The sequence below is a fragment of the Paracoccus onubensis genome, from assembly GCF_003591515.1.
GTDB classification, from domain to species: domain Bacteria; phylum Pseudomonadota; class Alphaproteobacteria; order Rhodobacterales; family Rhodobacteraceae; genus Paracoccus; species Paracoccus onubensis.
Genome location: NZ_QZCG01000015.1, coordinates 93,966 through 115,986, shown reverse-complemented (window position 1 = coordinate 115,986; position 22,021 = coordinate 93,966). Strand labels below are relative to the sequence as shown.

The following is a 22,021-nucleotide window of genomic DNA, read 5'->3' as shown; positions in this document are numbered from 1 at the left end:
AAATTGTGCATTCATTTCAGATGGCTACGCTTCACGTGGGTTTGTGTACCTGTCTTAACACTACTTTGGCAGATTTTTCTCACCCGCTGCGGTGATCGTTTTGCCGCTTTCATCCCATGCAGATAGCTGCATGGATGATGCGCTTTCTCAAGCGGATATGAACAATTGCGTGACAGAAGCCGATAAGGCATCCGATGCCGAACTCAATAAACTCTATGGAGAGATGGAAACGCGACTGACGGGCAATGCCGAGACCAAAGAGCAACTTGTCGCGGCACAGCGTGCTTGGAACTCGTTTCGAGATGCGGAGTGCGAATTCAGCTCTGCGGGGGTTTCCGGTCCAGAGCACTCGCGCGTGTTCGCCGTCCTCGCTGTTGAGCTTGTCAGCCATCCAGATCAGCGCCCCGTAGATCATGGCACGGTCGTCACCGGTGAGGTTCACGATCCGCGCCTTCTTGATGAGTCCGCCGAGTTCAATCAGATGCCGTGTGCGCTTGCGACGCTCGATCTGCCAGGTGCGCATGTCATGTCGCGCCTGCGCTCCCTGTGGGCGCATTCTTAACTCTCCGCTCGGTTTCTATGATTTCAGTCAGGAAGTACTCCATCATGATCGGAGCTGAATATCTGCCCAAATTGGAATTTGATCTCACGATCAGTATGATCACTCGCTCAAGGGGCTGTTGTAATTGACAATGCCACACGGTGTTGTTACGGATAACAACGCGGGGGCTGTATTGGTCAAGAAAATCCACACCGTAATTGTTTACACGGCTCTTTTGAAGTCGCGTTGTGATATCTTCCCGCTCTGATCTCAGGTAGTGCGCATTCGTTCAAATACTGGCTGGTTCTTATGTGAATGCGTCAAATGGGGCAAGGGAGATCATCGGCACATTGAAGATCGCGAAGAGCCTGCCGAGGTTGCATCCTTGGGAATGCTCTACGATGCCTTCTGGGCCGATATGGAAAGGATACTGAAATGAGTACGCTGACCATTCGTCTGAACACTATGGCCGATACCAAATTTGAGTTTGTCGAAGCGGTGAAACTCGCCCTTGCAGGAAAAGGTGTCGAGGCGGTTCCCACATTGAATTTCGCCAGCTACGATGACATGCATCGAGTCTTCGCTCCGTTGCGGCTTGCCATTGTGAAAGCATTGGCCGGGCAAGGCACCCTGCCAATCCGAGAAGTTGCTCGCCGGGTCGGCCGGGATGTGCAGGCCGTGCATCGCGATGTGACCACCCTCGCAAATGCGGGAGTCATCGACCGCGCCGACAAAGGGGTTGAGTTCCCCTATGGCACCATCCATTTCGAATTTGACGTGAACGTAGCAGAATAAAACATTGTCATACTTACATCCCTGTCCTGTATAGGCAGAAGCGGGAGACCCAAATTAGAGCGTTCCCAAGCTGATCGGATTCGGGATTCCCAAAGCCTTTTTGCTCTGATTCCCTGTCATTGAGGCAAATATGGAGATCGATCATGGGCAAACCACATCCCATTGAATTGCGGGAGCGCGTTGTGGCGTTTGTAGAGGAAGGCAATGCGCACCGGATAGCTATCGGTTTTGTCCGATCTGTATCGCCGGGCAGGCCAAAGGCGACATGTGGGCAACCTGCATCGGGCGGACGGATTGGTTGATCGATGCCAACCATGTCTGCGCCGAGCATGGTATCAGGCTGATGGCAGTCACGCCTCCGAAAAAGGCGCGGATACAATCCGATCTGTCCCGGATGATCCCGGCACTGATGGCGGCGCAAGCGCCGCCAGCTTTTCCTGACCAAGCGACTGCTCTCGAAAGCTCCATCATCGAACGCCTCGACGGTCGATCCACCGGCCGTTGGATCGACAGTGTGCAGCTTGATGTCGTCGTTCATACAGCGGAAGTTCTCGGCGCATTGGCCAACCGTGGACCGCAGGCCAGCTAGGAGGGCATATCTGCCGATGAACTTCGCCAACACGGCCATATCGGGGCGGAGGTTTTGATCCAGGGGCGCGGGGCCATCAAGGATTTTCTGCGCCCGCATGTCGGTCGCGGACGATATGGCAACGACTATCACCACGCCTTCGACCGGGCCTTCGATCCATTCTACTTCCGCAAAGATCGAGATGCCTATCAACCGATCTGCGCCGTTCTCGCCGAATATGTCGGCGAGGATTTCCGCTTCACCCATCAGGAGAAAGTGTTTGGCATCGAGACGTGCGGTATTCCGCGGCCGACCACGTTGCGCTCGCTCTGCACCATTCATGGTATCGGCTTGAAAATTACCGTTCAGGTGCTGAAGGCCCGGCACGGCATTCGTGCCGGTGCCCGCGATGAGGTCGATCCGTCCCTGATCGCGGAGCCCGCCCCGACGCTGAAGGATCTGATCAATGCTCAGGACGCAGCGCGCCATCTAGGTGTAAGCGTTGATCTGTTGCGAGGGCTGATGGTCGATGAGGTGCTGGTCCCCGACCATCGGTTCAACGACAGGATGGTTGGGTTTCGACTAGAGACGCTGGATGCGTTCCTGAACCAGTGGAGTAGTCCAGCGCAGGCTCGCAGCACAGGAGACCGGAGCGCCAAGACTCCGTTGACCACCATCGCACGGGCAAACCGGACGCGGACCTCCCAACTGCTGCTCGCCGCATGGGCTGCGGATGTGACGTTCATTCATGATCGACGGCGGTGCGGGTTGGCAGCGCTCTGCGTGGCAGATCGGGATGTTGACAGGCTGCTAAAAGGTGCGAAGATACTTCAAATCTAGCTTGAGGCTATTTGGGTGACGGAATTATTCCTTAGAATAGTCACTTATATCGATAGTCAGATTAGGGAATTCGTTATGTCAAAGCCGGGAATCGCGTCGGAGCTTTCGAGGTTTCTTTCGTCAGCTGCCACCTTCGTTGTAGACAAGGCGTGGGAAATTTCCTGGGCGACTAGAATAATATTTATTGTTCTTTTTCTCGATATCTTCTTATTAGCGACAGGCGATGGCGGGCTTTTGTCATGGGCACAGGGCAACAAACCAAATATCAACCTTGCGGGCGTACTACTGTTTGCCGGATCACTCTGCTTTGTTGTCGCATATATTTTTCCAGCAATCGTATTCGTCATCAAGGCGATTTCATTCAGGCCGCTGTTTTTTATTTCAGAAAACCTAGGTCATGTTGACAAATGACGGAGCCAGAGGCGGATCGACGTGATGTCAATGAAGCCTAGAAAGCTTTCCGCCGTCTTGTCGTAGCGGGTCGCGACACGCCTGACGTTCTTGAGCTTGTTGAAGCAGCGTTCGACCAGATTACGCAGGCAATACAGCGAGCGATCGACACCAATCCGCTTCTTGCGGGACTTGCGCATCGGTATCACGGGCAGCACGTTGCGCCTCTCCATGATCGACCTGGTGCTGTCAGCATCATAGCCGCGATCTGCAAGCAGCACGCTCGGGCGGGGCAGATTGTCCGCCATCACCAAGTCGAAACCGAGATAGTCCGACGTCTGGCCCGGCGTGATCTCTGTCCTCATAGGTAGCCCGTGCGCGTTGACGAGGAGGTGGATCTTGGTCGTAAAGCCACCTCGAGAACGGCCGAAACCCTGTCGCGGAGTCCCCCTTTAGCGCCGGCTGCCTGATGGTGGGCGCGGATCACGGTGCTGTCGATCATTTGCAGCGCGCTTGGTACGGTCCCGCTTTGGTTGAGGGCATCCATGATGTCCTCCCACAGGCCCACCAGCGTCCAGCACCGGAACTGTCGATAGACGCTTGACCATTTGCCGAACTCGGCAGGTAGGTCCCGCCATGGCGCTCCGGTTCGGGCAATCCAGAAAATGCCATCAAGGACGAGGCGGTGGTTGGTCGGCTTGCCTCCGTTCGGGGCTCGGACGGAAAGGATGAAGCGCTCAAAGAACGCCCATTCCTGGTCCGACATAAGATCTCGTGCCAAGCTGGTCTCCATCGCAGATGCCAGCTTGAAGCATGCCCTACGCCCGAGGGGAATCCCTTTTGTCAACACGACCTACTCATCGGATGAGGATCCATGGCATTTACCCGCAGAAATCGGGAGGAGAATGTGATGGGTAAGCCAATCGCGCTCGTAGGACACATGCATATTTGCCCCAAAGTGGATCCTGGTCCGAAGCCGCATGTTGGTGGCCCGGTCATTTCGGGTGGGCAAAGTTTCGTGAAATTTAATGGCATCCCTCTGGCCGTCGAGGGAGGTCAATGCATGTGCACCGGTATGCCCGGCCCGGACAAGATGACCAAGGGATCAAGCCTCGTAAAAATAGACGGTAAGGGGGTGATGAGAGTTGGTGATAGCACTGCTCACGGCGGTAAGATAACGATGGGCATTCCAGCATTACGATCGGATTGATTGGACTGGTGCTGTTCTGCTGCGCCTGCTGGCAAAATACGGTGCAGTCCGGACGGTGGCTCTTGGGTTCATAGCGCTGAGCGTTCAGCCAGATTTGAACGCTCACTTTCTTCTCGGCGGGCTGAGAGGCAGGTTTCATTGGCCAGTGAGGAAGATTTGGTGCGAGAGTGCGATCCTAAGTAGTCCGATCTGAACAATTATCTCTGGTTTCGTGTTCTTGGATCGCGACATCGGTGCTCTGGACCTCGCCATTTGAGGCGGTATTATCTTCTGGCTCCTCGGAGATCCGGTCGCCGTCTGGCGGAGACTGAGCGTCATAACCGACCTAGCTCACTGCCATGGTCATCTGACCTCTGGTCACCGTGGCGGCATAGAACTCACCGATCCGTCCGGTGAAGTGTCGAAGCTCTGCGATCTATGCACCCCACGCCAGTTCCTTTTCGAACCAAGCAAGTGCCTCTCCGAGCGAACGGACTATCTGGGTTTGGCTCTGTTGCACAAATCCTGTGGGGGATTCATCTCGTGAAACCAGCGTGGTAGCTGTGCTGCATGAGTAGACCCACACCGCTAACCTACAGGAGGTTCGCCTGGCTCAGCCGATCTGACCCGGGAACCGGCGACGCCGGCCCACTGCAGACATTCGCAAGGCTGGCCATTGCTGCGGCGCGGCTCGTCGGACTTGCCGTTCGCTGCATCTGCTGAATTTACGAGACTTGTAAAATTGTACTATGCGGACGCCCGCCACGTCCGCTGCTTTGGCGTCACGCCCAAAATCGCGCTATGCTCGCATTCGCAATTCGGCAATCTGGACATCTATTCCGGCCGCTAGATGCGCGACGCAATGGCGATGCTGGATGCAAGCGAGCCCGACTTTATGTATGACGGCGAAATGCATGTCGATGCCGCGCTGGATCCGGAACTGCGCGAACGGATCTTCCCCGGCACGCGTCTGGACGGTGTGGCGAATGTGCTGGTCTTTGCCGGAACCGATGCCGCATCGGGCGTCCGCAGCGCCCTGAAAATGCGCGCCAACCGGCTAGAGATCGGCCCGATCCTGATGGGCATGGGCGACAAGGCCCATATTGTCACCCCCTCGATCACTGCCCGCGGCCTTCTGAACATGAGTGCCATAGCACAGGCACCCCCGTCACACATTATAGCTGAGGACGCGGCGTCGAGTGGAGACCAAACAGGTTGCCGCCGTTCTGAAAGTTTCGTGCGGTTTGCCGACTCGTCAAAAGTGGATGGAGGCGATTCTTTTTTGAGTAGGGGCAACATTTTCCATGTTGGGATGATTGGTCTCATATCAGTTCGTAACTGCTTATAAAGAAATAGAAAAATTTTTCCTCACAGCGAAAAATTATTTATAATAAAATGGATTGTAAAAACGAATTCATAATGCAATGCATGATTATGTCAAACGCAAGGAAGGGAGGCCGAGCTTGACACATCATGTAATTGCCATTGGTCTGTTGGTTTCGATGTTCGTCGTGGCCACAGCATTGCCGATCAATATCGGGGTGCTCGCGTTCGTAGGGGCGTTCCTCGTCGGAACGCTGTTGGCGGGCGAGACAGCCAAAGATATCATCGCCGGATTTCCGGACAGCCTTTTCCTGACCTTGGTCGGGATCACATGGCTTTTCGCACTTGCTCAAAATAACGGGACCATCGACTGGCTGGTTCGGTCCGCTGTCCGCGCGGTAAAAGGGCGCATTGCACTGATCCCGTGGATTATGTTCCTGATCGCGGCACTGCTAACTTCGATAGGCGCAGTTACACCCGGTGCCGTCGCCATTGTGGCGCCTATCGCGCTCAGTTTTGCGTTTCGGTATCATATCTCGCCCCTGCTGATGGGGATGATGGTGGCACAGGGCGCCTCGGCCGGTGCCTTCTCGCCGATCGGGATCTTTGGGGGCATCACCAATGGCGTGGTGATCCGAGCAGGCCTGCCAATCAATGAGATGGTGACTTTCGCCGCCAGCTTTTTTGCGAATGCGTTCTGCGTGCTGATCCTGTTTTTCGTACTCGGGGGGCGCAAGCTTATGAGCGTGAGGGTTGATCTTGATAGCCCCTATCAAGTCAATCATATTGAGATCTCAAAGCCCGCGACTGGCCCGCAAATCTATGGCGACAGTGAAGCAGAAGCTCTCAGCCGGCGCATCGGCAAAGAAGGGGGAGGCGGCGACAGCAACCGCCTCGTTGCAGATAGCGTCGCCGAGTCGCGAAGCGACGGAAACGCAGTGCGGATGCTCACTCTGCTAGGCCTGGCAGCCGTTGCCATTCTGGTGCTGGCATTCAAGATGGATATCGGCTTCGTATCTCTGACGGTCGGCCTAATCGTCGCGCTCTGCCAGCCAACTTTGCAAAAGCGCGCAATGACGCAGGTGGCATGGCCTGAGATTATGCTCATCACCGGCGTCGGCACCTATATTGCCGTGCTCGAAGGCATGGGAACCATCGACTTCATTGGAGATAGCGTGGCGCATATGGCCTCGCCGATGCTGGCCGCACTCCTGCTGTTTTACATCGGTGCCATCGTCTCGGCCTTTGCGTCCTCTACTGCGCTTCTCGGCGCGCTGATTCCTCTTGCCGTGCCATTTCTGCAGGCGGGGACTGGCGTTGGTCCCATCGGCTTTATTGCAGGTATGGCTGTCGCATCGACCATCGTCGATGTCAGCCCGTTCTCGACCAGCGGTGCATTGGTGCTGGCCAACTCGCAAGGAATCGACCGTCAGGTCTTTTATCGTCAACTCGTAAGCTATGGTGCGTTGATTACACTCGCCGCTCCTGCAGTCCTTTGGGTCGTCTTTGTCCTTATCCCGACGTGATGTGATGACCTTGCAGCGGCGGCCCATCATGTGGGGCCGTTGCTGAAAATCCCTGCTCAAACTTAACTCGCGCACTTGACCCTCAAATCAGAATAATGCATTCATTATTCAAAATACCGGTCGTTTGCGCACGAGGAGAAATCAGAATGACCCATGTTTCCGGACGCCACTTTCTGCAAATACCTGGCCCGAGCCCGGTGCCTGACCGGGTGCTGCGGGCGATGTCGGCACAGGTGATCGACCACCGTAGTCCCGAATTTGCAGACTTGGGTTTCAAGGCGCTGTCGTCGATCAAAAGCATCTTCAAAACAGAACACGACGTAATCATCTTTCCCGCGTCTGGAACGGGCGCTTGGGAGGCTGCTCTGTCGAACGTTTTGTCCGAAGGCGATCATGTCCTGATGTATGAGACTGGACACTTCGCCACGCTCTGGAAAAAAATGGCGGAAAAACTCGGCATCCAAGCTGAATTCATCGTCGGCGACTGGCGCGGCGGTGCCGATGCCGACCAGATTGAACAACGTCTGCGTGCCGATACTGAGAAGAAAATCAAAGCTGTCTGCGTGGTCCATAACGAAACCTCGACGGGTTCCGTTTCCCCGATCGCAGATGTGCGCCGCGCATTGGATGCAGTGGATCATCCCGCACTGCTGATGGTTGACACGATTTCGGGCCTCGGGTCGGTCGATTTCCGCTTCGACGAATGGGGCGTGGATGTCGCGGTGTCAGGCAGTCAGAAGGGTCTCATGCTTCCCCCGGGCATCAGCTTCAACGCCGTTAGCAAACGTGCGCTTGATGTATCAAAGACTGGTGGAATGCGCCGTTCCTATTGGGATTGGGGGGATATGGTAGGGATCAACGGAAAAGGATATTTTCCATACACTCCTGCAACAAATATGCTCTACGGCATGGTCGAGGCGATCGAGATGATGCATGAAGAGGGGCTGCAAACCATCTTTGACCGCCATCAGCGCCACGCCGCTGCGACACGGAATGCCGTCCGCGCGTGGGGACTGGAGGTGCTTTGCAGTCGTCAGGGTCATGAAAGCGGAGTGTTGACCGCAGTGCTGATGCCCGAGGGGCATAGTGCCGACAATTTCCGTGCCGAAGCACTGAAGCACTACAATATCTCGCTCGGAAGCGGATTGTCTAAAGTTGCCGATAAGGTTTTCCGGATCGGGCATCTCGGCGACATCAACGATTTAACCTTGATTGGCGCCCTGAGCGGCGTAGAGATGGCGCTCTCCAAAGCAGGTGTTCCCCACGAAAAAGGCGGGGTCGCGGTTGCAATGCAGTATTTGCAGGACACTCCTGCACCAGGCATTGATGCGTGAGTGAACATGCCGCACCCGCAACGGGTGCGGCCTTTCTGCACAAGGATCAGCCGATGTATATCCCGACTTATGAGGACATGCTGGCCGCGCATGAACGGATCAAGCCGCATATCCGGGGGACGCCGGTTCGAGTCTCGGACTATCTGAACGATCTGACTGGCGCGCAACTGTTCTTCAAATGCGAAAACTTCCAAGAGCCGGGGGCCTTCAAAGTTCGCGGCGCCACCAACGCGGTTTTCGGGCTGGATGAGGCGCAGGCGGCCAAGGGGGTTGCCACGCATTCCTCGGGCAACCATGCGTCCTGTCTGTCCTACGCGGCGATGCGCCGGGATATCCCCTGCAATGTCGTGATGCCGCGCACCGCGCCGCAGGCGAAGAAAGATACCGTGCGCCGCTATGGCGGGAAGATCACCGAATGCGAGCCTTCGACCAGCAGCCGCGAGGCGACCTTTGCCGAGGTTCAGGCCAGGACGGGTGGCGATTTCGTCCATCCTTATAACGATCCGCGTGTGATCGCGGGGCAGGGCACCTGTGCCAAGGAATTCGTCGAACAGACCGACGGGCTGGACATGGTGGTTGCGCCGATTGGTGGTGGCGGGATGATTTCGGGCACCTGTCTGACGCTTTCGACACTGGCGCCTGAAACGCAGGTGATCGCGGCAGAGCCAGAACAGGCCGATGACGCCTATCGCAGCTTCAAGGCCGGTCATATCATCGCCGATGATGCGCCCAGGACCATCGCCGATGGCTTGCTGGTGCCGCTGAAAGAGCTGACCTGGCATTTCGTCAGTAACCATGTGTCCGAGATCTACACCGCGTCTGACCCCGAAATCGTCGAGGCGATGAAGCTGATCTGGAAACACCTGCGGATCGTGATGGAGCCCAGCAGCGCCGTGCCGCTGGCCACCATCCTGAAGAACCGCGACGCATTCGCCGGCAAGCGTGTCGGCATCATCATCACCGGCGGCAATGTCGATCTAGATCGACTGCCATGGACCCAAGGGAGTGCGACATGAACGCCAAGACAGACTTTTCGAACTTCGAGGTCGGATACGATATCCCCGCTTTGCCGGGCATGGACGAGGCGGATATTCAGACGCCTTGCCTGATCCTCGATCTGGATGCGCTGGAACGCAACATCAAGAAAATGGGCGATTACGCCAAGGCCCACGGCATGCGCCACCGTAGCCACGGCAAGATGCACAAATCCGTCGATGTGCAGAAGCTGCAGGAAATCCTTGGCGGCGCGGTTGGCGTCTGCTGCCAGAAGGTGTCCGAGGCCGAAGTGTTCGCACGCGGCGGCATCAAGGATGTGCTGGTCACCAACGAGGTTCGCGATGCGGCCAAGATCGACCGTCTGGCCCGGATGCCCAAGCTTGGCGCAACCGTCACGGTCTGCGTCGATGATGTGACCAATATCACCGATCTGTCGGCTGCTGCGCAAAAGCACGGCACCGAACTGGGCATCTTCGTGGAAATCGACTGCGGCGCGGGCCGTTGCGGTGTGAAGACCACGCCGGAAGTGGTCGAAATCGCCAAGGCCGCTGCGGCCGCGCCGAACCTGACCTTCAAGGGCATCCAGGCCTATCAGGGCGCGATGCAGCACATGGACAGCTTTGATGATCGCAAGGCGAAACTGGACGCCGCCATCGCACAGGTCGAAGACGCTGTTGCCACGCTGAACGCTGAAGGGCTGAAGCCGGAATTCGTCTCGGGCGGCGGTACCGGCAGCTATTACTTTGAAAGCAATTCCGGCGTTTACAACGAACTGCAATGCGGCAGCTACGCCTTCATGGATGCCGATTATGGCCGCATTCACGACAAGGACGGCAATCGCATTGATCAGGGTGAATGGGAAAACGCGTTGTTCATCCTCACGAGCGTGATGAGCCATGCGAAGCCAACGCTCGCCGTTGTCGACGCGGGCCTAAAGGCGCAGTCGGTCGATAGCGGTCTGCCCTTCATCTATGGCCGCGACGATGTGAAATACATCAAATGCAGCGACGAACACGGCGTGGTTCAGGACGACAACGGCGTTCTCAAGGTGAATGACAAGCTGCGGCTGGTGCCGGGCCATTGCGATCCGACCTGCAACGTCCATGACTGGTATGTCGGCGTGCGCGGCGGAAAGGTCGAAACTGTTTGGCCGGTGAGTGCGCGCGGCAGGGCTTACTGATGTGGGTCGTTCCTGAATCAGAAATCGCCGGCCTGATGACGCCCGAGGCCGCGTTTGACGCGGTAGAGGCGGTCTTTGCCGCGATGGCGCGCGGGGATGCCTATAACTTTCCGGTCGTGCGCGAGGCGATCGGCCATGAAGACGCGCTTTACGGCTTCAAGGGCGGGTTCGATGCCAGCGGGCTGGCGCTTGGGCTGAAGGCCGGGGGCTATTGGCCGAACAACCAGAAACACGACCTGATCAACCATCAGTCCACGGTGTTCCTGTTTGATCCCGATACCGGGCGGGTCTCGGCGGCGGTTGGGGGCAATCTTCTGACCGCGCTGCGCACCGCCGCGGCAAGTGCCGTCAGCAGCAAATATCTGGCACCGAAGGGAGCGAGGGTTCTGGGCATGGTGGGGGCGGGGCACCAATCCGCCTTCCAGATGCGCGCCGCCATCCGCTTTGGCAATTTCGAAAAGGTCATCGGCTGGAACCCGCATCCAGAGATGCTGTCCCGTCTGGCCGATACCGCAGCCGAACTGGGTCTGCCGTTCGAGGCGGTCGCACTTGATCGGCTGGGGTCCGAGGCGGATGTGATCATCTCGATCACCTCGTCCTTTGCGCCGATCCTGCTGAGCGATCACGTCAAAGGCCCAACGCATATCGCGGCAATGGGCACGGATACCAAGGGCAAACAGGAACTCGATCCGGCATTGGTTGCGCGCGCGCGGCTGTTTACGGATGAGATTTCCCAATCGCTCAGCATCGGGGAATTCCAGCATGCTGCGGCACAGAAGATGATTTCGGCAGAGGAGGTCACCGCGCTAGGCAAGGTCATCATTGGCGACCACGAGGGACGCGGTGATGCCGAGATCACGATTTTCGACGGAACGGGAGTGGGCCTGCAGGATCTGGCCGTCGCGGCAGCGGTGGTTGATCTGGCGCGCGGTAAAGGCATCGCCACCGAGATGGCTATCTAGCCTCGAACCTGGAGGCGGGACAATGGAGGAACAAATCGATGACACTTGATTTAGCAACCGCACAACGGCTGGCGGAGCTATGTCTCAGCCGCGCCAAGGACTTGGCTCTCAAGCCCCTCACAATTGCTGTCGTTGACAGCGCAGGTCAGTTGATCGTCCTGTTCCGACAAGACGGCACGAGTTTGATGCGGCCTGACATTGCTCAAGGGAAGGCCAAGGGTGCAATTGCGATGGGGCTCGGTTCACGAGCGCTTTACAATCGTGCGATTGAACAACCTTACTTCATTCAATCGATGAATGCACTCGCAGGTGGATATCTCGTTCCTGTTCCAGGGGGGGTTTTGATCCGCGCAGAAAACGCGATTCTCGGTGCAATCGGCATCACTGGGGATTCTTCTGACAACGACGAAGCGTGCGCCATTCATGCAATCGAAGCATTGGGTTTTGCTGCAGATGGGGGGTAACTCCCCACTCAAATCCCCGATTGTAAAGTCGATTACACTACACATAATTGAGTTTTCGCATTATGAATTCGTTGGAGCATATGCGGCATCGGGGCAAAGCGGATGAACAACTTGGTTGAACCCGGGAAAGACCTGCGTCGACGCAGTCTGCATGAGGAACTCACGCAGACGCTGCGCGATTTGATTGTCCATGGTAAACTGCCGCCTGGCGTCAAGATTCCCGAAAAGGATCTTTGCGATGCTTACTCTGTTTCACGCACTCCGCTGAGGGAGGCGTTGAAAGTCCTTGCAAACGAAGGATTGATCCAACTCGAGCCAAACCGGGGCGCGCGCGTAACGGCAATCACCCTGCAGGATCTCGACGAAATCTTCCCAGTCATGGGCGCGCTCGAAGGGTTGGCAGGTGAACTCGCCTGCATCAACATCTCCGCGAACGAGCTTAAAAAGCTTCAAGCGCTGCATGCGAGGATGCTCGTCGAGTATCGCGAGAATGATTTGGAAAGCTATTTTGCCTCAAACCAAAAGATCCATGAGGGCATCCTTGCGGCTGCGAAAAACCCCACTTTGTCATCGCATTACCGATCACTTTCTGCCCGGCTCCAGCGTGCCAGATATGTTGCAAACACCACCCCCGCGCGTTGGAGCGCTGCGGTCGCAGAACACGAACAGATCATGAAATATCTGGCGGCTCGAGACGGCCAGAAGCTCGGTGATACACTTCGACTTCACTTGGAAAACAAGCTCGCTGCCATTCGGCAGTATCTGCTGCGTAAAAATTGAGGAACTCGGCGCGACACGATAGAGTCTGAAGGTTATTTGAATTCATTTTTTGCTACTTGCACCGCCAAACGCTAAAATTGTATTATGTACAATGAGAAGCCGAGGATACCCAAGCGTGAACGATGAGCAAACTTTAGTGCCTCCGACAGAGCGGGGCGGGACGCTTCACAATGAAATACTTCCGCAACTGCGCGCTTTCGTAGTCGAGGGCAATGTTCCAGACGGGGGCCGCATACCCGAGCGCGAGCTATGCGAAATGCTGGGCGTCTCCCGGACACCTTTGCGCGAAGCCCTCAAGGTGTTGGCGTCTGAAGGTTTGATTGAACTTTTGCCCAACCGGGGTGCCAGAGTGAAGGCGCTGTCGGCAGTCGAGATCGCCGAGTTGTTTGATTTGATGGCGGGGCTGGAGGCGCTCGCAGGCCGACTGGCGTGCGAAAAAATGACGGCAGAACAGTTTGATAGGATAGAAGAGCTCCATCGCTCAATGTATCTCCACTATCTTCGCGGTGATCGACCTGGCTACTTTTCGGATAATCAAGAGATACACTCCGCTCTCTTCGCGGCAGCGGACAATCAGCCGTTGTTTGAGACTGCAAGATCACTCCAAGACCGGCTTCGCAGGGTGCGTTATGCAGCGAATCTCGGGGAAAATGGTGAGAGATGGAAAGAGGCGGTCCGAGAGCATGAATTGCTGCTGGATGCCTTGCGTCGCCGGGCCAGCGGCGATGCCGCAGAAATTCTTTTCAATCATCTTCGCAGGACGAAGGCCGCTGTCATAGCCTATGACAGCGGCAACTGAAGGCGCTGACTGATCCGGCGATATTTTAATATTGAATTCATTTTTCTTCTTAGATAGATCTTGAATGCATTTTGGCGATTCGTCAGTGGTGCCGAGGAGGAGAAGAGCAGCTTTAGCGTCGATGGAGTCCGTCGGGACAATCCACCCCGGCCGTCCCGGCAAACGTCCGCCGGGGCACTGCCTCTTTGATTCCGACAATCCAGTCAACGAAGCGCGGCTGCGTTTCGAAAGCAAGAAAGTGGATGAAGATGAACGCTCCTGCCAGAACTTCTGCTCCGCCTGCAGCACGGAACGCATCGCGCCGGTTGGCGTTCGAGTCATCGCTTGAGAGGGCGCTGGAGGGCGAGGTCCGCTTTGACATATTCACGCGCGGGCGCTATGCCACAGACGCATCTATTTATCAGATCATCCCAAAAGCTGTAGCTTTCCCAAAATCCGAAGCTGACATTTCCGCGGCACTCCAAATAGCTGGAGAGCATGGCATCCCGGTTATCGCGCGTGGAGGCGGGACGTCGCAGAACGGACAGCCTATCGGAGACGGTCTGATACTTGACATGTCGCGTCATTTTAGTGGTGTGACAGAATACGATCCCATTGCGAGGACCGTTCGAGTTCGGCCCGGCACGGTTTTGAACAGTCTCAATGACATGCTTCGCAAGGACGGGCTGTTTTTTCCCATCGAACCATCAACGGCGTCACGCTGCACCATCGGTGGGATGTGCGGTAACAACTCTTCCGGGGCGCGGTCTTTGCGCTTCGGCAAGACTGTTGACAACGTTCTGGCTATTGACGGGATGCTGTATGACGGAGAGGCGTTCTCGCTCGGCGCCTCGCTTCCTAAAGACATGTCCTTGCGCATGCAAGCTATGATGCAACGGCTCACCGCTCTGGCTCGACTTCATCGCACCGACATAGAGACAATCTTTCCTAAAGTTCAGCGGCGCGTTGGCGGTTACAACCTTGATGAGTTATTGCCTGACCAGCCGAATTATTCGCGTTTGCTAGTCGGTTCCGAAGGCACGCTCGCGCTGACAACCGGCGTAACGCTGAAACTGTCGACCTTGCCAAAGCACCGTGTGATGGGGGTGTGTCATTTTCCGGCGTTCCGTGATGCGATGGAGACAACGCAGCATATCGTCGCGCTGGATCCGGCTGCTGTCGAACTCGTGGATAATAATGTCCTGGTGCTGGGCAGTGATATCCCGCTCTTCGTGAAGACATTGGGTGATATCACCAAGGGCACACCGAACTGTCTGTTGCTCGTAGAGTTTGCTGGCGATGATCTCGAATCGCTAAAACGCGATCTCAAGCGGCTTGATCAATGTATGTCCGACTACGGATATCCAGATGCGGTCGTCGAAGTCATCGAGCCTGCACGTCAAAAACCTGTCTGGGAGGTCAGAGAGGCCTGCCTGAACATCATGATGTCGATGAAGGGTGATGGCAAACCCGTCTCGTTCATTGAGGATTGCGCAGTTCCACTTGAACATTTGGCAGACTACACCGACGCAGTCACCGATGTGTTCACCAAACACGGCACCGTTGGGACATGGTATGCTCATGCCTCGGTGGGCTGTCTACACGTGCGCCCAATCCTGAATATGAAGGAGGCCGATGGCGTCCGGAAAATGCGCGAGATTGCGGAGGAGACTGCCGATCTCGTTAAGCGTTTTAAAGGCTCGTATTCAGGGGAGCACGGTGACGGTATTTCGCGCTCAGAGTTTATCGAGCCGCTGTTCGGGGCAAAACTGACGCGTGCATTTGAGCAGGTGAAAGACGAATTCGATCCCCAGAACCGTTTAAACCCGAACAAGATCGTCCGGCCCCTTAAAATGGACGATCGCAGCCTGATGCGATTCAAATCCGACTATGCTGTCACCATTGCCGGAGGCGCGACCGCATTGGATTGGTCGGAATGGGGTGGCCTCGGTGGCGCTGTCGAGATGTGCAACAATAATGGGACCTGTCGCAAGCTGGCCGGCGGGACCATGTGTCCCTCCTATCGTGCGACGAAGGATGAACAGCATCTGACGCGCGGGCGCGCCAATACTTTGCGCTTGGCGATGTCAGGCCAACTTGGGCCCGATGCTTTCACCTCGAAGGGCATGAAGGCAACGATGGATCTGTGCGTCTCGTGCAAAGGTTGCAAGCGCGATTGTCCCACGGGCGTCGATATGGCGCGAATGAAAATTGAATTCCTTCACCACTACTATAAAAAGCACGGGCTGCCCTTGCGTGAGAAGCTGATCGCGCATTTGCCACTTTACGCGCGGTATGCGAGCTGGATTGCGCCACTCTTGAACCTGCGAGATCGAATTCCCCTGATCGCCAGGGTCTCTGAAAAGATCCTCGGCTTTTCTGCAGAGCGAACCTTGCCGAAATGGCGTAAGCCCTGGGTTGAAACGCGACTGCCCGCCCGGCCGGGTGACGTCAAAGGTGATGGCCTCGACCTCGTGTTGTTCGGCGACACATTCAACCGCTATTTTGAGCGTGAGAATCTCGAAGCTGCGGAGCGAGTGCTGATCGCCGCAGGATATCGGTTACATCGGGTTCAGCCAACGGATCACAGCCGCCCTATGTGCTGTGGAAGAACTTATCTTGCTTCTGGCCAGACGGACGCTGCGCGTGCCGAGGCGCAGCGAGCGCTGGATGCGCTGCGCCCGTATATTGCACGTGGGGCGCGTGTCGTCGGGCTGGAGCCATCATGCATTATGAGTTTTCGTGATGAAATGACCGTGCTCTTACCGAACGCTGAGACAGACTTCATCAAGGGTAAGGCACTTCTTTTTGAAGAGGTCTTGGCTGCCGATCTTAAGGAAGGGACCATCACGCTGCCACTCGCCGATCAGGGTGGCAAAGTTGCTCACCTGCATGGCCATTGTCATCAGAAAGCGTTCGCCGCCATGGGACCAGTAGAGACTGTCTTGCGTAGCATTCCTGGATTGGAACTCAAGGTTATCGAGAGCAGCTGTTGCGGTATGTCGGGAGCATTTGGATACGCCGCCGAAAACATCGAGGTGTCGAAGAAAATGGCAGAGCTCTCACTTCTGCCAGCTGTTCGCAAAGCAGGAACTGACGACCTCATTGTCGCAGACGGCACCAGTTGCAGGCACCAAATCCATGATGGAACAGGGCGCGATGCGATCCATGTCGCGTTGGTGTTGGATAGAGCGTTAGCCAAACGTTGAATATCAACCAGCGTCGTAGAGGTGGAAGCGATATGACAGCGGCAAGGACGCGCGTCGCGTTGAACGGGTTCGGCGTATAGGGCGCTCGATCCTGCGGCTTTGGGCGCAGGGCGGCTTTGACGATCTCGAAATTGGTTTAATTAACGACGTTGCGACGTTGGAGGTCCGATGAGCGCGTATTACCGCGATCTGGCGCCGCTTTGGCGGCGGGCGAATATGCCCCGCTGGTCTATGCCCGCGAGGCGGTCGAGCGCGCCGCGCGCCATCTGATCACGCGGTGAATCCGGGCGATTGAACGAACCTGCCGGAGCGCAGTGTTGTGTCCCGGCAGTCATTATCCGGTAAAGATGCCGGCACCGGTTTCGAGAACGGATGGCCCGCATCGCTTCGGGCATGAAAAAACCCCCGCGAGTTGCAACCTCCGGGGGTTCGTTCATCTGGTTGCTTTGGCTCAGTAGCCGCGTGCAATCCGCTCGATGTCGCCGCGGTTCAGGCCGATATCGTCCAGTTCACGGTCCGACAGGCGGCTCAGCTCACGACGGGTCTTGCGTGCTTCATTCCACGACCCGATCATCGAGACCAATTTTGCGACGACATTGCCAACCCCGCCAACGGCTACGCTGCGGTTCGTTTCAATGACGGACATCTTATCACCTGTATTCAGATTGCCCGATCTGCGGGCATGTTTCGGATAAGCAGGAGATAGATTGTGCAGTTGCAGAATTGTAGGCGCATAAATGGCAATGCAGCTATGCATTTTTCGCGTAATAGGTGAATTTTTTGGTCAATGCTGCAATGCGGCATATTTGTGGCTTTTGCCGGGTCGGTTATTCAATCGGGGCCCTTTTGCCAATCGCCCAGCACCGCCTGCCACAAGGTCATTGCCGCAACGGCAGCGGTATCGGCACGCAGGATACGCGGCCCAAGGCTGATTCGCGTCACTGCGGCCATCCCGGACAGCCGCGCGCGCTCCGCATCAGAGAAACCGCCCTCGGGGCCGACAAGAATCGCCCACGGACCGCGAGGCAGTTCCGATAATGTCTGGACGGGACCCGCCATGACCTCATCCGCCCACAGAATCCGCCGCCGTTCGTTCCAGTCATCAAGAAGCCGCGGCAGGGGAACAAGATCGCCGACCTCGGGCACATAGGTCCCGCCGCATTGCTCGGCCGCCTCGATGGCATGGGCTTGCAGCCGGTCTTGCCGGATCCTCTCGGAATTGGTGAATTCGGTCTGCACCGGCAGGATCCGGGCGGCACCCATCTCGGCGGCTTTCTCGACGATGAAATCGGTGCGCGCCTTCTTGATCGGCGCGAAGAGCAGCCAGAGATCCGGGGGATCGCGCTGCGGTGCGGTCTGCGCGACAATCTCAAGGCTTCCGCCGCGTTTCCCGATCTGAACGATCCGCGCCGACCATTCGCCGTCGCGTCCGTTGAAGACCAGGATGTCGTCGCCCACACGCAGGCGCATGACGCCCGACAGGTAATGCGCCTGTGCGGCCTCGACCGGGACGGGTTGTCCCTTGGCCATCGGGTGATCTATGTAAAGCCTGATCCTTGCCATGATGGGCAGACGCTATGCAAAGCCAGACGAAAAAGCCAGAGACAGTCGCAGATGCGCCCGCCGGAAACTGGGTGGACCGCTATGCGCCGGAAGCATGGAGGCCGTTTCTGCATTTGAGCCGCGCCGACCGGCCCATCGGAACATGGCTGCTGCTGCTGCCCTGCTGGTGGGGGATCGGGCTGGCGATGATGGCGGATATGCCCCTGTGGCGCGACCTGTGGATCGCGATTGTCTGCGGGCTGGGGGCGCTGGTGATGCGCGGGGCCGGTTGCACATGGAACGATATCACCGACCGGAAGATCGACGATCAGGTGGCTCGCACCAGATCCCGCCCATTGCCATCGGGCAGGGTGACGCTGCAAGGGGCCTATATCTGGTTGGTCGCGCAGGCTCTGGTGGGCTTCGTGATCCTGCTGACCCTTGGCTCTGCCGCGATCTGGATGGGCGTGGCGTCTCTGGCGCTGGTGGCGATCTATCCTTTCGCCAAGCGCTTCACATGGTGGCCGCAAATCTTTCTGGGCCTTGCCTTCAACTGGGGCGTCATGCTGGCCTATACGGCGCATATGGGGCGGCTGGATATGGCGCCGGTGATTGCGTGGCTGGCGGGCATCGCCTGGACGATATTCTACGACACGATCTATGCCCATCAGGATATCGAGGACGACACGCTGATCGGCGTCAAATCCACCGCCCGCCTGTTCGGCGATGACAGCCCGCGCATTCTGGGCGGCTTTGCCCTGCTGACGGTTCTGCTTCTGGCGGTGGCGATCTCACTTACGGGTCGCAATCTGTTGATAGGCTGGCTGGGGTTGGCCGGGTTCGCGGGTCATCTGTTCTGGCAGCTGAGAATTTTCAAGCCAGATCAAAATGATATCTGCCTGCGCCTGTTCCTCTCGAATCGCGATGCCGGGCTGATACTGGCGATATTTCTCGCATTGGCGGGACTTGTGTGATTGCGCCAGCCGGATGCCGGGGCTAGACCTTCCCGGCTTGCAACAACCCCGAGGTGCCGCAGATGGCGTCGTCCCGTAAAGGCGTGTCAAACAGATTGGCGACTGTCGTCGTCCTTGCCGGGGTCGCCGGCCTGTGCTGGTACGGGGCGCGCGAAGGGACCGATTTCATCGAGAAACGTTCCGAGGCAGGGGTCAGGTCGGCGATGATCTCTGCCGGGCAGGATTGGGTTCAGGTCAGAAGCGACGGGTTGCAGGTCAGGCTTTCGGGCACCGCGCCGGACGAGGTCGAGCGATTTCGCGCTGTCACCGAGGCAGGCAAGATCGTGGACTCTAGCCGGATCGTGGATGAGATCACCGTGACCGCCGCGAAGCCCGTTGTCGCGCCCGACTTCACGATCGAGCTTTTGCGGAACGATGACGGGATTTCCCTGATCGGCCTTGTTCCCGCCTCGACCGACCGCAAGGCGCTGGTCGGCATGCTGGAACGCGAGACGGCTGCTCCGAAAGTGACGGATTTGCTTGAGCAGGCCGATTATCCGGCGCCCGACACCTGGGAAGATTCGCTGAATTTCGCCATGCGCGCGGCACAGCTTGCACGTCAGGCGAAGATTTCGATCGAGCCCAGAGCGGTCAGGATCAGCATCCTTGCCGAAAGCCGGGACGAGAAGGGCAGGCTGGAAACCGAACTGAACCGTTTGCGCCCGCAAGGCGTGAAGCTTGAAACCGATATATCCGCGCCGCGGCCGGTCATCGCGCCATTCACCACGCGCTTTCTGATTGACGATCAGGGTGCGCGCTTCGATGCCTGCGCAGCCGATAACGAGGCCGGTCGGGAACGTATTCTGAGAGCAGCAATCAGAGCCGGGGCCAAGGGACAGGTCGGTTGTACGCTGGCGCTTGGCGCGCCCTCGCCGGATTGGGCGGATGCCGTCGTGGCGTCCATCGGCGCGGTTGCCGCCCTGGGGCAGGGGACGGTCACGATTTCCAACGCCGATATTGCCCTGACCATCCCCCCGGGCGTCGAGCGCAGCGAATTCGACAAGGCCACCGTCAATCTGGAACAGGCGCTGCCCGACGTCTTTACCTTGCATGCCGAACTTGAGGCTGCGCCGGAGGAAGGTTCTTCCGGGCCGTTCGAATTCACCGCTGTCGTTTCCCCCAGCCGGGAACTGAGCATGCGCGGCCGCGTGACCGGCGAAAAGATGCAGGAAGTGGTAGACAGTTTCGCCCGCGCGCGCTTCGCCGATGTTCAGGGCAAGCTGAGCAATGACGAGAATGCTCCGGCTGGCTGGACGGTCAAGATCATGGCCGCGCTCGAGGCGCTTGACGGATTGCAGAAAGGATCGTTGAAGGTGACGCCCGATCTCATCGAGCTGACCGGCGATTCCGGCAATCCGCGTGCTGCCGAACATGTCGCTGCGGTTCTTTCGAAACGACTTGGGGCGGGGGCGCATTACAAGCTTGCGATCCGTTATGATCGCCGCCTTGATCCGGCGCTGGCGCTGCCCAATGGCGATGAATGCGTCAGGCGGCTGAATAATATCATGTCGGAAGCCACGATCGGGTTCGAGCCGAACAAATCCACGATCGCCGGCGATCCGTCCGAGACGCTGAACCGGCTGGCCGAGGCGATGACAGATTGTTCGGAATTCCGGATGGAGGTCGGAGGCCATACCGATTCGCAGGGCTCGGAAGGGTTCAATGCCGATTTGTCGCGGGCGCGCGCTCAGGCCGTAGTGACCGCAATGTCCGAGTCGGGCATCGACACGGCGAACATGACCTCGCGCGGGTATGGCGAAAGTCGGCCTATCGCGACGAATGACACCGAAGAGGGCCGCGAAGAGAACCGCCGGATAGAGTTTCGTCTTGTGTCCAGCCAGCCGGTCCGCAGCGAGCCTATGGCGGCGCCGGAAACGGTCGAGGGCGTGACCAGTGCGGATGATGCCGAGCCGGTGAATGATCCCGAAATCGTTGAGGTCGTCGCCGATCAGGACGAGGATAACGACGTGGAGATCGTGCCACAGCCACGGAATGATGTGACAGGATCCGAAAGCGGAGCTCCTGCGCCCGAACAACAGTTGTTGGACCGCGAACAGGGCGCCGCGCCCGCGACGATGGGCGCAAGCGAGCAATACCGGCCTCTGGACGAGCGCGAGGAAAACATTAGGCTACCGGTACAGACGCCCGATGAGGACACGCCCCGCCCCAGCCGTCGGCCCGATACCGAAGAGGATAGGGGCGACGAAGGACAGGAACAGCAAAGCGAAGCCGCCGCCGAATGAACCGAAACGAATTCATAATCGCAACCGCGGTCATCCTGTTCACGACATTTGTCGTCGGCTGGCTGATCGGCCTTATCATCCAGCGCCTCACCCGGCCGACCCGCGCCGATATGGGCGAACTCGACCGCATGGCCCAGCAATTGCACGAGGCCGAGGATGCCCGTGATGCCGCCATCGCCAAACTGGAAGAACGCGAGGCGGATCTTGGGCAAAAGCTGGCTGCGACTCAGGTCGATTTTCAGGCGGCCATGGACAGCCTGCGCGAAAGCCGCGCCGAAATCGAAGATCTGCGCGAATTCATCGAAAGAAAGCTGGGGCGCCGCTAAAGCATTCCAGCAAAACCGGCAC

20 protein-coding genes and 3 pseudogenes are annotated in these 22,021 nt (G+C 57.6%); 19 read left to right on the top strand and 4 right to left on the bottom strand.

Annotated elements, in window-relative coordinates:
* Window positions 1–130: 130 nt before the first annotated feature.
* Window positions 131–268 (top strand): annotated as a pseudogene (locus tag D3P04_RS23995) (lysozyme inhibitor LprI family protein); the annotation flags it as partial.
* An 81-nt stretch (window positions 269–349) separates the two neighbouring features.
* Here D3P04_RS23995 and D3P04_RS23990 read toward each other — a convergent pair.
* Window positions 350–523, bottom strand: a pseudogene (locus D3P04_RS23990) (conjugal transfer protein TraD); the annotation flags it as partial.
* Window positions 524–976: 453 nt separating this feature from the next.
* Between D3P04_RS23990 and D3P04_RS19580 the strand changes: the two are divergent.
* The 4 genes from D3P04_RS19580 (at window position 977) to D3P04_RS19560 (ending at window position 3,155) form a co-directional block, all read left to right on the top strand.
* Entirely contained in the window at window positions 977–1,336 is a 360-nt protein-coding gene (locus tag D3P04_RS19580) for an HVO_A0114 family putative DNA-binding protein (protein WP_119751557.1), read from the top strand.
* Window positions 1,337–1,502: 166 nt separating this feature from the next.
* A complete protein-coding gene (locus tag D3P04_RS19570) occupies window positions 1,503–1,925 on the top strand; it encodes a TniQ family protein (protein WP_408634409.1) in 423 nt (140 codons plus the stop codon).
* 54 nt (window positions 1,926–1,979) lie between these two features.
* Window positions 1,980–2,744: a hypothetical protein gene (locus tag D3P04_RS19565; protein ID WP_119751555.1), complete on the top strand. Its 765-nt coding sequence runs from the start codon at window positions 1,980–1,982 to the stop codon at window positions 2,742–2,744.
* A gap of 75 nt (window positions 2,745–2,819) precedes the next feature.
* Window positions 2,820–3,155: a hypothetical protein gene (locus D3P04_RS19560; RefSeq protein WP_119751554.1), complete on the top strand. Its 336-nt coding sequence runs from the start codon at window positions 2,820–2,822 to the stop codon at window positions 3,153–3,155.
* Here D3P04_RS19560 and D3P04_RS19555 read toward each other — a convergent pair.
* Window positions 3,140–3,927 (bottom strand): IS5 family transposase gene (locus tag D3P04_RS19555; protein ID WP_119751553.1). Its coding sequence is split into 2 segments (ribosomal slippage): window positions 3,140–3,588 and window positions 3,588–3,927, totalling 789 coding nucleotides; the frame shifts between segments, so codons are not numbered across the junction. The genes D3P04_RS19560 and D3P04_RS19555 overlap by 16 nt on opposite strands.
* An 81-nt stretch (window positions 3,928–4,008) precedes the next feature.
* Between D3P04_RS19555 and D3P04_RS19550 the strand changes: the two genes are divergently transcribed.
* The 11 genes and pseudogenes from D3P04_RS19550 (at window position 4,009) to D3P04_RS19500 (ending at window position 16,875) form a co-directional block, all read left to right on the top strand.
* Window positions 4,009–4,344 (top strand): PAAR domain-containing protein, encoded by a 336-nt coding sequence (locus D3P04_RS19550; protein ID WP_220475374.1) that lies wholly within the window; start codon window positions 4,009–4,011, stop codon window positions 4,342–4,344.
* Window positions 4,345–5,080: 736 nt separating this feature from the next.
* A pseudogene (locus D3P04_RS23760) lies at window positions 5,081–5,508 on the top strand (phosphate acyltransferase); the annotation flags it as partial.
* Window positions 5,509–5,786: 278 nt separating this feature from the next.
* Window positions 5,787–7,172, top strand: a complete 1,386-nt coding sequence (locus tag D3P04_RS19540) for an SLC13 family permease (RefSeq protein WP_119751587.1) — start codon at window positions 5,787–5,789, stop codon at window positions 7,170–7,172.
* A gap of 146 nt (window positions 7,173–7,318) precedes the next feature.
* Entirely contained in the window at window positions 7,319–8,506 is a 1,188-nt protein-coding gene (locus tag D3P04_RS19535) for a pyridoxal-phosphate-dependent aminotransferase family protein (RefSeq protein WP_119751551.1), read from the top strand.
* Window positions 8,507–8,559: 53 nt separating this feature from the next.
* Entirely contained in the window at window positions 8,560–9,522 is a 963-nt protein-coding gene (bhcB, locus tag D3P04_RS19530; RefSeq protein WP_119751586.1) for a beta-hydroxyaspartate dehydratase BhcB, read from the top strand.
* Window positions 9,519–10,682, top strand: a complete 1,164-nt coding sequence (gene bhcC / locus D3P04_RS19525; RefSeq protein ID WP_119751550.1) for a 3-hydroxy-D-aspartate aldolase BhcC — start codon at window positions 9,519–9,521, stop codon at window positions 10,680–10,682. The genes bhcB and bhcC overlap by 4 nt, the downstream gene beginning before the upstream one ends.
* Window positions 10,682–11,644 carry an iminosuccinate reductase BhcD gene (bhcD, locus tag D3P04_RS19520; RefSeq protein WP_119751549.1) on the top strand — a complete coding sequence of 321 codons (963 nt, stop codon included), beginning with the start codon at window positions 10,682–10,684 and terminating at the stop codon, window positions 11,642–11,644. Before bhcC ends, bhcD begins: the two co-directional genes overlap by 1 nt.
* A 38-nt stretch (window positions 11,645–11,682) precedes the next feature.
* Window positions 11,683–12,108 (top strand): GlcG/HbpS family heme-binding protein, encoded by a 426-nt coding sequence (locus tag D3P04_RS19515; protein WP_119751548.1) that lies wholly within the window; start codon window positions 11,683–11,685, stop codon window positions 12,106–12,108.
* Between the two features lie 102 nt (window positions 12,109–12,210).
* Entirely contained in the window at window positions 12,211–12,888 is a 678-nt protein-coding gene (locus D3P04_RS19510) for a GntR family transcriptional regulator (protein WP_119751547.1), read from the top strand.
* A gap of 115 nt (window positions 12,889–13,003) precedes the next feature.
* Window positions 13,004–13,687 carry a GntR family transcriptional regulator gene (locus D3P04_RS19505; RefSeq protein WP_220475373.1) on the top strand — a complete coding sequence of 228 codons (684 nt, stop codon included), beginning with the start codon at window positions 13,004–13,006 and terminating at the stop codon, window positions 13,685–13,687.
* 242 nt (window positions 13,688–13,929) lie between these two features.
* Entirely contained in the window at window positions 13,930–16,875 is a 2,946-nt protein-coding gene (locus D3P04_RS19500; RefSeq protein ID WP_333473108.1) for an FAD-binding and (Fe-S)-binding domain-containing protein, read from the top strand.
* A gap of 451 nt (window positions 16,876–17,326) precedes the next feature.
* Here the strand turns inward: D3P04_RS19500 and D3P04_RS19495 are convergent, their stop codons facing one another.
* Window positions 17,327–17,521 carry a DUF1127 domain-containing protein gene (locus D3P04_RS19495; protein WP_119751584.1) on the bottom strand — a complete coding sequence of 65 codons (195 nt, stop codon included), beginning with the start codon at window positions 17,519–17,521 and terminating at the stop codon, window positions 17,327–17,329.
* 185 nt (window positions 17,522–17,706) lie between these two features.
* Window positions 17,707–18,438, bottom strand: a complete 732-nt coding sequence (locus D3P04_RS19490; RefSeq protein WP_119751545.1) for a 16S rRNA (uracil(1498)-N(3))-methyltransferase — start codon at window positions 18,436–18,438, stop codon at window positions 17,707–17,709.
* 14 nt (window positions 18,439–18,452) lie between these two features.
* Here D3P04_RS19490 and ubiA point away from each other — a divergent pair, with 14 nt between their 5' ends.
* The 3 genes from ubiA (at window position 18,453) to D3P04_RS19475 (ending at window position 21,999) form a co-directional block, all read left to right on the top strand.
* Entirely contained in the window at window positions 18,453–19,391 is a 939-nt protein-coding gene (gene ubiA, locus D3P04_RS19485; RefSeq protein WP_119751544.1) for a 4-hydroxybenzoate octaprenyltransferase, read from the top strand.
* A 62-nt stretch (window positions 19,392–19,453) separates the two neighbouring features.
* The gene (locus D3P04_RS19480) at window positions 19,454–21,673 is read left to right on the top strand and encodes an OmpA family protein (protein WP_119751543.1); all 2,220 of its coding nucleotides are present in this window, start codon (window positions 19,454–19,456) and stop codon (window positions 21,671–21,673) included.
* Window positions 21,670–21,999 (top strand): cation:proton antiporter, encoded by a 330-nt coding sequence (locus tag D3P04_RS19475; RefSeq protein ID WP_119751542.1) that lies wholly within the window; start codon window positions 21,670–21,672, stop codon window positions 21,997–21,999. The genes D3P04_RS19480 and D3P04_RS19475 overlap by 4 nt, the downstream gene beginning before the upstream one ends.
* Window positions 22,000–22,021: the final 22 nt, after the last annotated feature.

What these genes read in the sequence shown, in the direction of transcription:
- bhcD (WP_119751549.1), top strand. Translation starts at nt 10,682, where the DNA reads ATGTGGGTCGTTCCTGAATCAGAAATCGCCGGCCTGATGACGCCCGAG.
- D3P04_RS19535 (WP_119751551.1), top strand. Translation starts at nt 7,319, where the DNA reads ATGACCCATGTTTCCGGACGCCACTTTCTGCAAATACCTGGCCCGAGC.
- D3P04_RS19500 (WP_333473108.1), top strand. Translation starts at nt 13,930, where the DNA reads ATGAAGATGAACGCTCCTGCCAGAACTTCTGCTCCGCCTGCAGCACGG.
- D3P04_RS19510 (WP_119751547.1), top strand. Translation starts at nt 12,211, where the DNA reads ATGAACAACTTGGTTGAACCCGGGAAAGACCTGCGTCGACGCAGTCTG.
- D3P04_RS19515 (WP_119751548.1), top strand. Translation starts at nt 11,683, where the DNA reads ATGACACTTGATTTAGCAACCGCACAACGGCTGGCGGAGCTATGTCTC.
- D3P04_RS19550 (WP_220475374.1), top strand. Translation starts at nt 4,009, where the DNA reads ATGGCATTTACCCGCAGAAATCGGGAGGAGAATGTGATGGGTAAGCCA.
- D3P04_RS19495 (WP_119751584.1), bottom strand. Translation starts at nt 17,521, where the DNA reads ATGTCCGTCATTGAAACGAACCGCAGCGTAGCCGTTGGCGGGGTTGGC.
- D3P04_RS19560 (WP_119751554.1), top strand. Translation starts at nt 2,820, where the DNA reads ATGTCAAAGCCGGGAATCGCGTCGGAGCTTTCGAGGTTTCTTTCGTCA.
- D3P04_RS19490 (WP_119751545.1), bottom strand. Translation starts at nt 18,438, where the DNA reads ATGGCAAGGATCAGGCTTTACATAGATCACCCGATGGCCAAGGGACAA.
- D3P04_RS19475 (WP_119751542.1), top strand. Translation starts at nt 21,670, where the DNA reads ATGAACCGAAACGAATTCATAATCGCAACCGCGGTCATCCTGTTCACG.
- D3P04_RS19480 (WP_119751543.1), top strand. Translation starts at nt 19,454, where the DNA reads ATGGCGTCGTCCCGTAAAGGCGTGTCAAACAGATTGGCGACTGTCGTC.
- bhcC (WP_119751550.1), top strand. Translation starts at nt 9,519, where the DNA reads ATGAACGCCAAGACAGACTTTTCGAACTTCGAGGTCGGATACGATATC.
- D3P04_RS19580 (WP_119751557.1), top strand. Translation starts at nt 977, where the DNA reads ATGAGTACGCTGACCATTCGTCTGAACACTATGGCCGATACCAAATTT.
- bhcB (WP_119751586.1), top strand. Translation starts at nt 8,560, where the DNA reads ATGTATATCCCGACTTATGAGGACATGCTGGCCGCGCATGAACGGATC.
- ubiA (WP_119751544.1), top strand. Translation starts at nt 18,453, where the DNA reads ATGCAAAGCCAGACGAAAAAGCCAGAGACAGTCGCAGATGCGCCCGCC.